The organism is Microcoleus sp. PH2017_24_DOB_U_A (assembly GCF_020738205.1).
Taxonomy (GTDB): Bacteria; Cyanobacteriota; Cyanobacteriia; order Cyanobacteriales; family Microcoleaceae; genus Microcoleus.
The window spans coordinates 1-13,469 of the sequence record NZ_JAEQCT010000033.1 but is presented as its reverse complement, the minus strand read 5'-3'; the positions used below and the strand labels follow the sequence as shown (position 1 = coordinate 13,469).

Below are 13,469 nucleotides of genomic sequence, written 5' to 3'. Positions count from 1 at the left end.
AATTATGAAAATTTCCGCTATTTTACATTCAAAGCGCCGATGGCTAGCTGTTTGTCTCGCTGCAATTGCTATCCTAACTCTCTCTGCGTGCACTCCAGTGCGATCGCAATTAGCAAACAGACTCGTCGTTCCCACCCCCAGCGGCCCGGCCACCTTCAACTACCCGCTAAATCAGTCTGCATACAGCGTGTTTGGCTATATGTACGAGGGATTGCTCAACGAAAACGGGGTGACATCGAAACTAGAACCCGGTTTAGCTGAATCCTGGGAAGTTTCTAAAGATGGCAAAAAGATTGTCTTCACCCTGCGAGAAGGATTGAAATGGTCGGACGGCGAACCGATGACAACTGATGATATTATATTCAGCTATGAAAAGATTTATTTCAATGAAAAAATTCCTAGCGGCTTGAAAGATAATCTGAGAGTTGGCATCAGCCGTCAATTACCAAAACTCAAAAAAATTGACAGCCGCCGCATTGAATTTTCAGTGCCAGAACCTTTTGCTCCTTTTATTAGATTTGCTGGGGGAATACCGATTTTACCAGCTCATATCTTGCAGGAAGCTGCCACCCAGACAGAGGCAGACGGCAAGCCTAAATTCCTGTCTGCTTGGGGTACGGATACTGACCCCAAAAAAATTGTCGGTAACGGCCAATACCGAATGCTGAGCTATACTCCCAACCAGCGCGTTGTTTTGGAACGAAATCCCTATTTTTGGCGCAAAGATACAGAGAATAACAGTCAACCTTACATCCAGCAAATTGTTTGGCAAATTATCGAAAATACTGACAATCAACTGCTGAATTTTCGATCGGGCGATTTGGATACTCTGGACGTGCAGCCGGAGGTGTTTCCGCTGCTGAAACGAGAGGAAAAACGCGGCAAATATACGATATTCAACGGCGGCCCGGACACTGGCAGCGTGTTTATGTGTTTCAATCTGAATAAGGGGCGTAACGCTCAAAATCAGCCGTTTGTAGACCCGATTAAGTCTAAGTGGTTTTTGAGTAAGGAGTTTCGACAGGCGATCGCCTATGGCATGAACCGCGACGCCATGACTAACAATATCTATCGCGGGCTGGGCGCACCACTACATTCGCCGATACCCGCGCAAAGTCCGTTCTACTTGTCTCCAGAACAGGGATTAAAAACTTACAGTTACAATCTGGAAAAAGCGAAAGAGTTACTGTTAAGTGCAGGATTCAAGTATAATAGTAACGGCGAATTGTTGGATGCTGAGGGCAACAAAGTGCGGTTTACTTTGTTGATGGCCGCAGGCAAAAAAGTGCGGGAGCAAATGGGAACGCAAATTAAGCAAGATTTGGGTAAACTGGGGATGGAAGTTGATACGCAGTTCCTGAGTTTTAACACTTATGTGGAAAAGCTGCGCCTGACTAAAAATTGGGATACTTACCTCGGCGGTTTTACCGGAGGTACTGAACCGCACAGCGGTTACAATATTTGGTCAGTCAAGGGGACTTTGCACAGTTTCAACCAGGGCCCGCAAGCTGGAGAACCGCCGATTAAAGGTCGGGAAGTTTACGACTGGGAGCAGAAAATTGATGACTTGTATGTGAAGGCTTCTCAGGAGCTTGACGAGGCGAAGCGCAAGGAACTGTATGGGGAGACGCAGCGGATTATCGCGGAACAAGTGCCTTTTATTTATATGGTGAATCCGCTGACTTTTGAGGCGGTGCGCGATCGCGTTTCGGGAATTCGCTATAGTGCTCTCGGCGGTGCTTTCTGGAATTTGTATGAACTGAAAATTGCAGAATAGTCATTATTGGTTCGTAGTGAGGACTTTAGTCCTCAGAAAGAAGGACTAAAGTCCTTACTACGAACCCATCTTAAGTAGTGAGGACTTTAGTCCTCAGAAAGAAGGACTGAAGTCCTTACTACGAACCCATCTTAAGTGTTGTTTGAGCCCAGAAGATATCATTAGTTCATGGAACCTGAAATTTTACAGAAGTTACTCGAATCTGTGGCGGCGGGCGATGTTAGCCCGATCGCAGCTTTGGACAAATTAAAGCATTTTGACTTTGAACAAGTCGGCGATTTTGCCAAAATTGACCACCACCGCACCTTAAGAACCGGTTTTCCCGAAGTCATCTGGGGCCCCGGAAAAACGCCAGACCAAATTGTTGAGATTATCGGGGCGATGCGCGGCCGAAATCCTGCGGTGATGGCGACGCGAATTGAACCAGAGGTTTTTGAGAAATTGCAGCAAAAAATACCCGACTTGTGCTACTACCAAACAGCTCGAATTTGTGCAATTTCTGATAAATCCTCCACTCCCCAGCATCCGGGTACAGTGACTATTATCAGTGCTGGAACAGCGGATTTGCCTGTGGCGGAAGAAGCGGCTGTGACTGCGGAACTCTGCGGTTTTGGGGTTCGGCGTTTGTGGGATGTGGGAGTTGCCGGCATTCACCGCTTGCTAAGTAATCGCCACGTAATTGATGATGCTGATGTGTTGATTGCGGTTGCGGGTATGGAAGGTGCCTTGGCGAGTGTGGTTGCAGGTTTGGCGGATTGTCCGGTGATTGCTGTGCCGACGAGTGTAGGCTACGGCGCGAGTTTTGGCGGGATTGCTCCTCTTTTAACTATGCTCAATTCTTGTGCGGCTGGTGTGGGTGTGGTTAATATTGATAATGGGTTTGGGGCGGCGATTTTGGCTTGTCAAATTCTCAGAACTTCTGCCAAAGTGGGGAGAATAGGAGAAGGCGAATAGAAGAAAGACCGGGCGGTTAAAATTGCGTTATTTTCTTCAGTCCGCGGAGGCGGACTTAGTTTGTGTAGACGCGGTTTCAACCGCCGTCTTATTTTTCGTCCCAACAGATGAGAACTAAAGAATACAGGCGGTATGATTCAAAGGGATTTGATATTACTTACCAGCCAGCCAAATCGGATAACCCGAAGAATCCTCAGCTTTCAACTTTTGCGCCTGATAACTTTTGCTCGTCCAATTAGCTACTGTTTCCAGACTTTCGGTCAAAAAACCTTCGCTACCAAACGCTTCAAATCCCAAAGTCCACGACGCAGTGCCGTTAACATTTAACTGAGTAATTTCTACAATACAGCCTTGGGGAATTGGGGCTTCGACAGGCACAGACATCAGCACGCCCGGGGCAGAAACTTGGTAAAGACGCTGGGCTCGCTTTTTTTTCACCTTTACCCACTTTCCAGTCGCCATCATATCCGCCGGTAGTGGCGCCATCGTGTCGGCACATATCCACTTCAGCCATTTCTCGACTTTGCCTTCCCAGCGGTTGCCGAACTGCATCACCCCCAATTCTTCCTGCCGCCACTTTACTTGTAAATTTTTCCCGCGCAGTTTTACTCCCAAGTAGTCGCAACTAGGTATCAGCAAATATAAATCTTCTCGCTCTTCAGGCGGGGATAGATACCCGCCCAGACTCTCGCTTCCAAACCATTGCCCGATCGGTTTTGGCAGCGCACCGCTATAAAACCACCGCATTTCCAGACTGGCCCGCATAAATTTTTCCTCCATTCTTCCACTATTTTCGTCAAACCCAGACTGGGATTTGCCACACCATCGATTTTTGCGCCTCTCAACTCTATCCTCCCCCCTCCGGGGCCGTGAGTCTACTGTCTACAGTCATGCCATTGGAGATTTAAGATTTGAGATTTTAGGTTGGGAATTACTTATTCTATAGGGGTTTCGAGCTTGTCAGCCCGTTGGATTTTTGGGGGAAACTGGTATCTGAGTCGCGACTTTGAAAAAAAAACTCATAATCCTTTACATCTCTTCATAAGTCTGTTACATTAGTTTACATTACACCAAAAACAACTTAGGACACTGACATGGCTGACAGAGGCTTACTACTTGACAACGACGGTAAAATGAACAATTTTGCGATCGAGCCCAAAGTATACATTGACGATGAAGCCCGCACAGGCTTTACACCCTACGCAGAACGCTTGAACGGCCGACTTGCCATGATTGGTTTTGTTTCTCTCTTGGCTTTAGAAGTTTCTACCAAGCACGGACTGATTAGCTGGCTAACTAACCTGTAATAACTTTGTTTAAAATTAAACTGTACGGCTATGGCTTGCCAACAATACACAATTGGCGATCCATAGCTTAACTATTTTTGCAAGGTTTGATGAGACAATTTAAATTAAATATTTTAGTGTTACGGTACTTGTAAAAATAATGCTCAAACGAATTGCAGCAATACTTCTGGTGGTTTTCTCTCTCAGCTTGACCGGTTGTGTCTCTGTAGCTACCGGACTCAAAAGCTACGTTGATACTGGCGACGGCTATCAATTTCTTTATCCTAACGGCTGGTTGCCGATCGCAGTTTCTAACGGGCCCGATGTGGTGTTCCGCGATTTGATCCAGCAAACTGAGAATGTCAGCGTGGTCATCAGTCCAGTGGCTGGGAACAAAACTCTCGCAGATTTGGGCACGCCGACGGATGTGGGATACAAGCTTAGTAAAAGTGCGTTAGCGAAGCCCTCGAAGAGGATCGCCCCGGCTGATTCCGGCCGCGAAGCTGAATTAGTCAATGCAGAAAGTCGGGAATCGCGATCGAAAAACTATTACATTTTAGAATACGCCGTCAAACTCCCAAACCAACAACGGCACAACTTAGCTAGCGTAGCAGTCAGCCGTGGCAAACTATTTACCCTGAACGTTTCCACTACCGAAGAACGCTGGCCGAAAGTCAAAGAAGCTTTTGAGAAAGTTGTTAAATCTTTCTCTGTTTATTAGGGTTAAAAAGTAATTTGACAGTGGGCATTGGGCATTGGGCATTGGGCATTGGGCATTGGTCATTGGAGGTAGAGCCTGGAAGGTTATTGGTAACAAATAACTAATGACAAATAATAACTGTCAACTGTCAACTGTCAACTGTCAACTGTCAACTGTCAACTGACTTCTTAACTTATGAAAACTCCAACTTTTGTATTAGCCTCAGCTTCTCCCGCGCGCCGCAGCCTGCTAAGCAATGCAGGCATTCAAGCTGTGATTTGCCCCAGCGACTTTGATGAAGGGCAAATAAAAATGAGGGATGCTACTAAATTAGTGCAGGTTTTAGCAGAAGGAAAAGCTGACGCTGTAGCTAGTTTTTTGCTGGCTAATTCTCACCCGCAAATCCCCAATCCCAAATCGTGTGTAGTGTTAGGATGCGATTCAATTTTGGTCATTGATGGTGAAATTCACGGCAAACCCAAGGATGCCGACGAAGCAATCTCGCGCTGGCAAAAAATGCGCGGTAAAGTTGGCGAACTTTATACGGGTCATGCTTTAATTGATACGAGATTTGATAGCTTTGATGTGGCAATGGATCGATCGCTCATTCGCTGTCAAGTTACAAAAGTTTATTTTGCGGAAGTTACCTCGCGTCAAATTGCTGCTTATGTCGCTACGGGAGAACCTCTCGCCTGTGCTGGCTGTTTTGCACTCGAAGGCAAAGGCGGCTTTTTTGTGGAAAAAATCGAAGGTTGTCATACCAATGTGATTGGTTTGAGTTTGCCTTTGCTGCGGCAAATGCTCCGCGACATGGGATATGATGTGGCAGATTTCTGGCAATCTTAAACGGAACTTACCCCCTGTCGCGGTAGTTAGGCAGTCTAAATCGTTTGCTGTATATACGATAGAAGCATTTATTTGTCAAAAATAAGTAGTCATGTATGGTTGGCGATGGGAGCATCTCATTTTTGTAAAAAGCGTTTTTTCTTTGAGTGCGAGCTTAAGAGCTCGCGTATTGTACAATACGCGAGCTCTTAAGCTCGCACTATAATAATAAATGCAAAACTGAGATGCTCCCTTGGCGATCGCCCAAAAATTTAGTAAAATATCGCTTTTTTTATGTTCGCGTTGGCTATTTTTAGCATAATCTGATTCTTATAGCCTATTGAATTGAAGAAAAAAACGATGAAAAAGTTAATGCCCTTACTACTGAGTGCCGTATTACTCAGTAACGCTGTTGCTTGTCAGAAGTCAAACGAGCCGATCGGCAAAACTTCTGCTCCGGCTAACCAAAGCAACGCTAGTTCCGGTAAGCTAAAAAATCAGGCAGCGGCCATCCCTGCTGGAACCAGTTTTGATACCATTCTCCAACAAGATTTATCCACGGGTAAAAACCGCAACAACGAGCGTTTTACTCTGCGAGTCAAAGGAGGAGATAAAACTCTTAAAGATGCCGTGATTCAGGGACATCTGGAAGATGTCGTCAAAGCAGCTAAAGGCAAAAAAGCGAGTTTGCATCTAGTTTTTGATGACATTAAACTCGCAAATGGTGCAGCCGCTCCCCTTGATGTTACCTTAGTAAATACTCAGGTAGAAACCAAAACCAAAGGCAAGTTTGTTCAGAATGCTGGCATTATTTTAGCTGGAGCAGTGGCCGGTAAATTCGTTGGTGATAAAGCGAAATTCAAGCATGGTACTTTAGCTGGGGGTGCAGCAGCAACGGCTTATGTCTTGTCTAGTCCTGGTGGTGAAGTTGTCCTTAAAAAAGGAACCAATGTTAAGCTGAAACTTAAAAAGCCTCTCGATACGAGTCCATAAAAACCTGGTTTCTGACCACCCGTGCATAATCTAAGAAACCGGGTTTTTTTGAGTTTCTACGCTGTCACCAACAATTTTCGTAAAAACCCGGTTTCTGGGCACTCGCGACCATCTAATAAACCGGGTTTTTTTCACAAATCCTATCCAAAGGCGATCGCACTATCAGACACAGAGGTAAATTGAAGTTGACTCGGCGAAACATCTTTCACCAAGCCCAAGATATTGCCGGTGCTAGCTTCCCGAATCACCGTCGCCTTAGTATCCAGAAATCTAAAATCAGCAGTTTGAATCGTTCCCGGAGGAACAGGGCCACTGCTCGCGTAATCTCTCGCATCACCAATTGTTAAAAACTTTTCCGTTAAAACAATATCATTTCGCGTCAGTCCTCCCGCCAATCCGATTACATCACCTTGCGCTGGATTGTAGTCAAGAATAAAATCCGCAGGCACTTGCTCTACGTTAGCAGGAAAAGTCCCAGCAGGACGTGGTTGATCTGAACCAAATTCCCCCGAAGTTGCTCCCGACTCTCTTCTTAGGACAAACAAATCTGCGCCTTCTCCTCCCCAAAGTCTGTCAATTCCAGCATCACCGATTAGAGTATCGTTGCCACTTTCTCCTACTAAAGCATCACTGCCTTGGCCACCTCTAACAAAATCATTTCCCGTGCCTCCATAGGCGTAATCATTGCCTTGATTGCCGCTGAGAATATCGTTGCCACATTCTCCGTACAGTATGTCAAAATCTTGACCGCCGCGAATAGTATCATTGCCACAACCTCCGATTAAAGTATCTGCGCCCCCATTCCCATTCATCAGTTCCGCACCACCGGAACCTCGGACAAAATCGTCGCCTGCTAAGGCTCGCAAACCTCCGGGAGTGTTGCGGAGAATTCCGTTGGCTAATTGAACTGTATCGTTGTTGGGAGTAAGGTCGAAAAAGTTGGGATCGCTAGGATTTGGCAAAGGCCCTGTGAGTAATCTGATGTTTGGTGGATCGGGAATAATTCGATCGGAGTCGATAGCTGAGGCTTTAACTGTTCCGAGATTTGTTTCTAACATTTAAGTTTTCCCTGATTGATTGATATGAACTTTCTAGACAGTCTTATTTTAATAAATGTTCCAATTAACAAATGTGCGTGTATTTGCGGTTAAACAAATCAAATGACTGTCAAAATTTACCACTTATATTCAACAAGTACAGCTTATTGACACTTGGATGTAGCCCAAATCCGCAAATATTTTGAACTCTGCGCCAATAATTCTCGGGATCGCGTACTCTATTACCCGTCAGCAGTCAGTGTGGGAGAACCGACAGACTGCCAAATGTCATCAAACCTTGAGCAAAGTCAGGAATCGTTAATATGCAAGACACTGCGATCGAATCTATCAAAGCCAGAGAAATCCTCGACTCCCGCGGCCGCCCTACCATCGAAGCTGAAGTGTATCTAGCCAATGGTGTTGTCGGACTCGCCCAAGTGCCCAGCGGCGCGTCTACAGGCTCTTTTGAAGCCCACGAACTCCGCGACGATGACAAAAAACGTTACGGTGGTAAGGGAGTTTTGAAAGCGGTTGCTAACGTCGAACACAAAATTGCTCCCGCTTTGGCTAATCTGGATGCGATCGACCAACCATTAATCGATCGCACTATGATTGACTTGGACGGTTCCCCCAACAAGTCTAACCTCGGCGCTAATGCCATTCTCGGAGTCTCCCTAGCCACAGCAAAGGCGGCCGCCGAGACTTTACAAATACCCCTTTACCGCTACTTGGGTGGCGCTTTGGCTAACGTTTTACCAGTGCCTTTGATGAACGTCATCAACGGCGGTTCCCACGCCGACAACAACGTAGACATTCAAGAGTTTATGATTGTACCGGTGGGAGCACCTTCTTTTAAGGAAGCTTTGCGCTGGGGTGCAGAAGTATTTGCTAGTCTGGCTAAAGTCTTGAAAGACAAAAATTTGCTGACTGGTGTTGGCGATGAAGGCGGTTTTGCTCCTAATTTGGGTTCCAATCAGGAAGCTTTGGATTTGTTAATGATGGCAATTGAAAAAGCTGGCTACAAACCGGGTGAACAAGTTGCTTTGGCTTTGGATGTTGCTGCTAGCGAATTTTACAAAGATGGGAAGTACACCTATGACGGTGTGGCTCATTCGCCAGCAGAATTAATCGATTATTTGGATGGTTTGGTTGGACAATATCCGATCGTTTCCATTGAAGATGGTTTGCACGAAGACGATTGGGATAGTTGGGTGGCGCTAACTCAGAAAATGGGTAGCAGAGTTCAATTGGTGGGTGACGATTTGTTTGTTACTAATCGCACGCGCTTGCAAAAAGGGATTGATTTGAAAGCTAGCAATTCGATTTTGATTAAGCTGAATCAAATTGGTTCTTTGACTGAGACTTTGGATACGATCGACTTAGGGAAGCGCAACAGCTATCGATCGGTAATCAGCCACCGTTCGGGTGAAACTGAAGATACTACAATTGCTGATTTAGCCGTAGCGACTCGCGCCGGTCAAATCAAGACTGGTTCTCTGTGCCGCAGCGAACGGGTTGCTAAGTATAACCGTTTATTGCGGATTGAGGACGAATTGGGCGATCGGGCAATTTATGCTGGTGCGATCGGTTACGGGCCCAAATAAAATTTGGTAATGGGTAATTGGGAATTGGGAATTGGTGTCAACAACCAGGTCAAACGTAGTCACACATGGCTGTTTACCACCAAGGCTCGATCCCCCCTAGCCCCCCTTGAGAAGCAGGGTGGTTTTATTGTCGGGAAAAGAAATCTGAAACTACCAAAATTATCGCTCAAAGATTGGCTCGCGCTTGGGCGAAGGTACGTAGTTGCGCTTAAGCGCTCTTTCCTAATCTTATAAAGAGCGCTTAAGCGCAACTACGTACCTAATTTGTGTGACGACAATAAAACCACCCTGCCTAGCCCCCCTTGAGAAGGGGGGGACAAGAAGCATTCAAAGTCCCCCTTCTTAAGGGGGATTTAGGGGGATCGAGACTAAGCTACAAACGAGATTTATCAATGGTTTCAAACTTAAGTTGACACTGATCCCCATTACCAATTACCATGCCCCATAATCACGGATAGAAAGCCAATTGAGGTAAACCCAAAGTTTCTTCCCAGCCCATCATCAAGTTCATGCACTGGATGCCTTGACCGGCTTGACCTTTAATTAAATTGTCGATCGCCGACATCACAATTACCCTATCAGTGCGCGGATCGACTTCCACGCCGATGTAACAAAGATTCGTGCCGCAAGCCCATTTTGACTGCGGATAAACCCCAGCCGGTAACACTTTTACCAAAGGAGAATTGCGGTAAAAAGCGGTGAAAATTGTAATTAAATCTTCCCGCACTAATCCCGGATCGCGCAAATTTGCGTAAACAGTTGCCAGAATTCCCCGCACCATCGGCATCAAGTGGGGAGTAAATTGGACTTTGATATCTTGTCCGGCCAAATGGCTGCAAACTTGCTCAATTTCTGGGGTGTGGCGGTGGCGGCCTACCCCGTAAGCGCCGATCGAATTGTCAGCTTCTGCCAACAACAGATTAACTTCGGCTTTGCGGCCCCCTCCCGAAGATCCTGATTTGGCGTCGATAATTGCTGTTTCTGGCTCGATCAGACCTTGTTTGAGTAAGGGGGCCAGGGCTAATAAACTAGCAGTGACGTAGCAGCCGGCACAGCCTACTAATTGAGCGTCTTTAATGCGATCGCGATACAATTCTGGCAAACCGTAAACAGCCGTTGCAGCTAAAGCAGAGTCCGATCGCTCGCCGCCGTACCAAGCTTTGTAAGTGTCCAGATTTTCAAATCTGTAGTCAGCCGACAAATCCAAAACTTTGCAGCCGCCTTCAATCAGCGTCGGTGCCATTTGGCAAGCTAAACCATTCGGCAGCGACAGAAACACAACTTCACATTTTGCCGCTATTTTATCTAGGTCGATCGCCTCAATAGTCAAATCAATGCAGTTAGTCAGATGCGGATAAAGGCTGGAAAAAGGTTTTCCCGCACTGCTATCCCCGCCTACATACACTACTTCTGCCGCTGGGTGATCCGCCAGCAGCCGCACCAGTTGTACGCCGCCATAACCTGAAGCGCCAACTATGCCTACAGGCACAGGTCTAACATCTCCCATTTTCCTTTATCCCCTCAGCCTTTGAAGTCAAAAACGCTTGAACTTTTGCTGCATTGTAGTACCAAACGCCAACTTTGGTGGTAAATAATTGTGTTGTTTTGTTATTGACGTGGATTTTTGTAAATTTTCCGGTGTTTGACCAAGAATTTCAACGGTGGTACCCGCCACGTGATTTATCCGTGGAATCAATCCCAAATCGAAAATCGAAAATCCTCTCTTCCCCCGAATTTATCCGTGGGCTCAATCTAAAATCTAAAATCTAAAATCTAAAATCGATTGACTCCGCCCAAAAACCAATACAAAGTCCCGCAGGGCTGTGGTGGAGAGGCCAAAATTTCAGACTCGCATTGAATCTTCCAGAGTCAATCTCAAATCTAAAATCTCCTATCTAAAAACGGATGTGCGATCGCCAAAACCCTAAAATTAAGCAACGGATGTGCGATCGTGCTATAAAATCTTACATAAATCTATCCATAAACCGGGGATTAACTTTTTTCGCTCTTTCCTCGAACCTCAAAGCTCAACATCCGTTAAATCCATTACACTCATCCGTTGCCGAATTTCCTATGGGAATAGTTGTAGAAGACGTATCAAAACAGTTTGGCAGTTTCCAAGCACTCGATCGAGTCAGCTTGAAAATTGAATCAGGTTCTCTAGTCGCACTGCTGGGCCCGTCTGGTTCCGGCAAGTCCACCCTGCTGCGACTGATTGCAGGTTTAGAAATGCCCGACTCCGGCAAAATCTGGCTGACAGGCCAAGATGCCACCAATACTAGCGTCCAAGACCGCAAAATTGGATTTGTGTTTCAGCACTACGCGCTATTCAAGCACATGACAGTGCGAAAAAATATTGCTTTCGGCATGGAAATTCAGAAAACTCCACCGACGAAAGTCAAATCCCGCGTAGAAGAATTGTTAAATTTAGTCCAATTGGGAGGATTGGGCGACAGATACCCGTCGCAACTTTCAGGAGGCCAGCGTCAGCGGGTAGCCCTCGCCAGAGCCCTGGCTGTGGAACCAAAAGTGTTACTGCTAGACGAACCTTTTGGAGCTCTCGATGCCAAAGTCCGCAAAGATTTGCGCGCTTGGTTGCGAAGACTCCACGACGAAGTGCACGTTACCACAGTCTTTGTGACGCACGACCAAGAAGAAGCGATGGAAGTTGCCGATCGAATTACAGTAATGAATAAAGGTAAAATCGAACAAGTAGGCACACCCGCAGAAATTTACGACCATCCAGCTAGTGCATTCGTCATGAGTTTTATCGGGCCTGTGAATGTCTTGCCCAGCAGTTCGAGAATGTTTCAAGACAACGGCTTTGACTCAGCCAACCCAGAAATTTTCTTGCGCCCTCACGACGTAGTAATTGAAACTACCGAAAATAGTGCAACAGTGCCGGCAAGAATCAGTCGCTTGATTCATTTGGGATGGGAAATTCAGGTGGAATTAACCTTAGATGACGGTCAAGTGCTGAATGCTAATTTGACAAGAGAAAGATTCGATAACTTGCAGTTGCAGCCGCAGCAAAGAGTGTTCGTCAAGCCGAAAGATGCCAAGTCATTTCCACTTTATTATTCTATCTGATATCATATCCTCTGAGAACAACACCATAAAATTGGTTTGTAGTAAGGACTTTAGTCAAGCGTAATGGATGCGGACGGGAGCATCTCATTTTTGTAAAAAGCATTTTTTTTATTATAGTGCGAGCTTAAGAGCTCGCGAGTTGTACAATACGCGAGCTCTTAAGCTCGCACTATATATAAATGCAAAACTGAGATGCTCCCGATGCGGACTCGCATTCCGAACGATCAAACACTCTGATCTCAATTCTTCAAACTAGAGCTAAATTGATATCGGACACAAAAAAATAAGGACCTGTCGTGCATTTCAATTGCATATTCGGGACGGGCTAGAAGCCCATCCCACAAGACTTGAATTATTTCTTGACATACAGTTTAAATGCACAACAGCTTAGCTGCCCAATTAGTCTTTGATTTTGCTGACAGCCTTTTTGACTTGTTGCTCAAAGGATGTCGCGCTTGTATTAGAAGGATTTTTCATCTTCTCGCTGTCAGCATCTCCCTGAACTTCATTAATCCCTTCATTAGCTTTTTTCTGAGTTTCTTCCAGAGACATCGGGTCTTTCAAAACAGCTTTTTGAGCTTCTTTCTCAATCCCCAAAAGTTGAGCTTCACCTTTGGTGGGGCTGCTGGTAACGGCAAAAGCTGTGAAAGCATTGGAAACAAACATCAATGCACAAAAACAAACAACTATTAAACTGCGAACTAAACGCTTGACTGGGAGGTTAAAGCTGATAAAAGACATACAAAATTTCTCCGTATTTAGAAGTTTTGATCGTTGAGATTGTTAACAGGCTGAATTTAACTCAATTTCTGCACAATCTTTAACTCAAGTTTGATAAAAGCCACTTGAATCAGCAGTGGCAATCAGTTAATTTGAGCTAATTAATATTTAGCTTAAATAACGGGGTTATGAAATCTTTCTCAGGGAATATTTGGGCTTTGTGTCTTCCGATAGTTGACACTCTCAGGGAGTCAACGCCACTGAGATTCTGCGGACAAAGTAGATTTAGGTAATACCCAAAGTCTAACTCTCGCTGGGAGTCGTCAAAGACCGTCTACCCAGTTGGTTTAAGCTTACACCTAACTTACTGGCTACTTTTCTCAGAATAATTAAAGTCAGTGAAGGAGTCGCCCCCTCCACTGCTCTCCAAAACGGAACGTGATAGTTTCCCATCATTGGGCTCCTCAATAAAACGGCTGTTGT

At 45.6% G+C, this 13,469-nt stretch carries 13 protein-coding genes; 8 read left to right on the top strand and 5 right to left on the bottom strand.

Annotated elements, in window-relative coordinates; translation table 11 throughout:
* The first annotated feature begins 4 nt into the window (after positions 1-4).
* Both JGK07_RS09255 and larB read left to right on the top strand, forming a co-directional pair.
* The gene (locus JGK07_RS09255) at positions 5-1,777 is read left to right on the top strand and encodes an ABC transporter substrate-binding protein (RefSeq protein ID WP_293241748.1); all 1,773 of its coding nucleotides are present in this window, start codon (positions 5-7) and stop codon (positions 1,775-1,777) included.
* 168 nt (positions 1,778-1,945) lie between these two features.
* Positions 1,946-2,731, top strand: coding sequence for a nickel pincer cofactor biosynthesis protein LarB (gene larB, locus JGK07_RS09250; RefSeq protein ID WP_293180839.1), 786 nt, complete (start codon positions 1,946-1,948; stop codon positions 2,729-2,731).
* Between the two features lie 153 nt (positions 2,732-2,884).
* Here the strand turns inward: larB and JGK07_RS09245 are convergent, their stop codons facing one another.
* Entirely contained in the window at positions 2,885-3,511 is a 627-nt protein-coding gene (locus JGK07_RS09245) for a hypothetical protein (RefSeq protein ID WP_293290834.1), read from the bottom strand.
* A gap of 314 nt (positions 3,512-3,825) precedes the next feature.
* Here JGK07_RS09245 and JGK07_RS09240 point away from each other — a divergent pair, with 314 nt between their 5' ends.
* The 4 genes from JGK07_RS09240 to JGK07_RS09225 all read left to right on the top strand — a co-directional run bounded on the left by JGK07_RS09240 (position 3,826) and on the right by JGK07_RS09225 (position 6,535).
* The gene (locus JGK07_RS09240; protein WP_293154096.1) at positions 3,826-4,038 is read left to right on the top strand and encodes a chlorophyll a/b-binding protein; all 213 of its coding nucleotides are present in this window, start codon (positions 3,826-3,828) and stop codon (positions 4,036-4,038) included.
* A 139-nt stretch (positions 4,039-4,177) separates the two neighbouring features.
* A complete protein-coding gene (psbP, locus tag JGK07_RS09235; protein WP_293180832.1) occupies positions 4,178-4,738 on the top strand; it encodes a photosystem II reaction center PsbP in 561 nt (186 codons plus the stop codon).
* Between the two features lie 174 nt (positions 4,739-4,912).
* Complete coding sequence (locus JGK07_RS09230; protein WP_293180829.1) at positions 4,913-5,563, top strand: nucleoside triphosphate pyrophosphatase; 651 nt, start codon at positions 4,913-4,915, stop codon at positions 5,561-5,563.
* 339 nt (positions 5,564-5,902) lie between these two features.
* Complete coding sequence (locus JGK07_RS09225; RefSeq protein ID WP_293180826.1) at positions 5,903-6,535, top strand: hypothetical protein; 633 nt, start codon at positions 5,903-5,905, stop codon at positions 6,533-6,535.
* A gap of 140 nt (positions 6,536-6,675) precedes the next feature.
* Here the strand turns inward: JGK07_RS09225 and JGK07_RS09220 are convergent, their stop codons facing one another.
* A complete protein-coding gene (locus tag JGK07_RS09220) occupies positions 6,676-7,593 on the bottom strand; it encodes a calcium-binding protein (protein ID WP_293217869.1) in 918 nt (305 codons plus the stop codon).
* 293 nt (positions 7,594-7,886) lie between these two features.
* Between JGK07_RS09220 and eno the strand changes: the two genes are divergently transcribed.
* Complete coding sequence (eno, locus tag JGK07_RS09215; protein ID WP_363319160.1) at positions 7,887-9,176, top strand: phosphopyruvate hydratase; 1,290 nt, start codon at positions 7,887-7,889, stop codon at positions 9,174-9,176.
* Positions 9,177-9,624: 448 nt separating this feature from the next.
* On the opposite strand, the gene argC is transcribed toward eno, so the two are convergent.
* Positions 9,625-10,683 carry an N-acetyl-gamma-glutamyl-phosphate reductase gene (gene argC, locus JGK07_RS09210; protein ID WP_293224711.1) on the bottom strand — a complete coding sequence of 353 codons (1,059 nt, stop codon included), beginning with the start codon at positions 10,681-10,683 and terminating at the stop codon, positions 9,625-9,627.
* Between the two features lie 566 nt (positions 10,684-11,249).
* Between argC and JGK07_RS09205 the strand changes: the two genes are divergently transcribed.
* A complete protein-coding gene (locus tag JGK07_RS09205) occupies positions 11,250-12,266 on the top strand; it encodes a sulfate/molybdate ABC transporter ATP-binding protein (RefSeq protein ID WP_293180814.1) in 1,017 nt (338 codons plus the stop codon).
* Between the two features lie 399 nt (positions 12,267-12,665).
* Here JGK07_RS09205 and JGK07_RS09200 read toward each other — a convergent pair whose 3' ends face one another.
* Both JGK07_RS09200 and JGK07_RS09195 read right to left on the bottom strand, forming a co-directional pair.
* Positions 12,666-13,007 (bottom strand): low temperature-induced protein, encoded by a 342-nt coding sequence (locus JGK07_RS09200; protein ID WP_293203199.1) that lies wholly within the window; start codon positions 13,005-13,007, stop codon positions 12,666-12,668.
* Positions 13,008-13,289: 282 nt separating this feature from the next.
* A partial coding sequence (locus JGK07_RS09195; RefSeq protein ID WP_293212107.1) for a hypothetical protein occupies positions 13,290-13,469 on the bottom strand: 180 nt, incomplete at its 5' end.

Excerpts from the sequence above, each read along its gene's own strand:
- JGK07_RS09240 (WP_293154096.1), top strand. The coding sequence starts at position 3,826 with ATGGCTGACAGAGGCTTACTACTTGACAACGACGGTAAAATGAACAAT.
- JGK07_RS09225 (WP_293180826.1), top strand. The coding sequence starts at position 5,903 with ATGAAAAAGTTAATGCCCTTACTACTGAGTGCCGTATTACTCAGTAAC.
- JGK07_RS09220 (WP_293217869.1), bottom strand. The coding sequence starts at position 7,593 with ATGTTAGAAACAAATCTCGGAACAGTTAAAGCCTCAGCTATCGACTCC.
- JGK07_RS09245 (WP_293290834.1), bottom strand. The coding sequence starts at position 3,511 with ATGGAGGAAAAATTTATGCGGGCCAGTCTGGAAATGCGGTGGTTTTAT.
- psbP (WP_293180832.1), top strand. The coding sequence starts at position 4,178 with ATGCTCAAACGAATTGCAGCAATACTTCTGGTGGTTTTCTCTCTCAGC.
- JGK07_RS09200 (WP_293203199.1), bottom strand. The coding sequence starts at position 13,007 with ATGTCTTTTATCAGCTTTAACCTCCCAGTCAAGCGTTTAGTTCGCAGT.
- JGK07_RS09255 (WP_293241748.1), top strand. The coding sequence starts at position 5 with ATGAAAATTTCCGCTATTTTACATTCAAAGCGCCGATGGCTAGCTGTT.
- JGK07_RS09230 (WP_293180829.1), top strand. The coding sequence starts at position 4,913 with ATGAAAACTCCAACTTTTGTATTAGCCTCAGCTTCTCCCGCGCGCCGC.
- JGK07_RS09205 (WP_293180814.1), top strand. The coding sequence starts at position 11,250 with ATGGGAATAGTTGTAGAAGACGTATCAAAACAGTTTGGCAGTTTCCAA.
- larB (WP_293180839.1), top strand. The coding sequence starts at position 1,946 with ATGGAACCTGAAATTTTACAGAAGTTACTCGAATCTGTGGCGGCGGGC.
- argC (WP_293224711.1), bottom strand. The coding sequence starts at position 10,683 with ATGGGAGATGTTAGACCTGTGCCTGTAGGCATAGTTGGCGCTTCAGGT.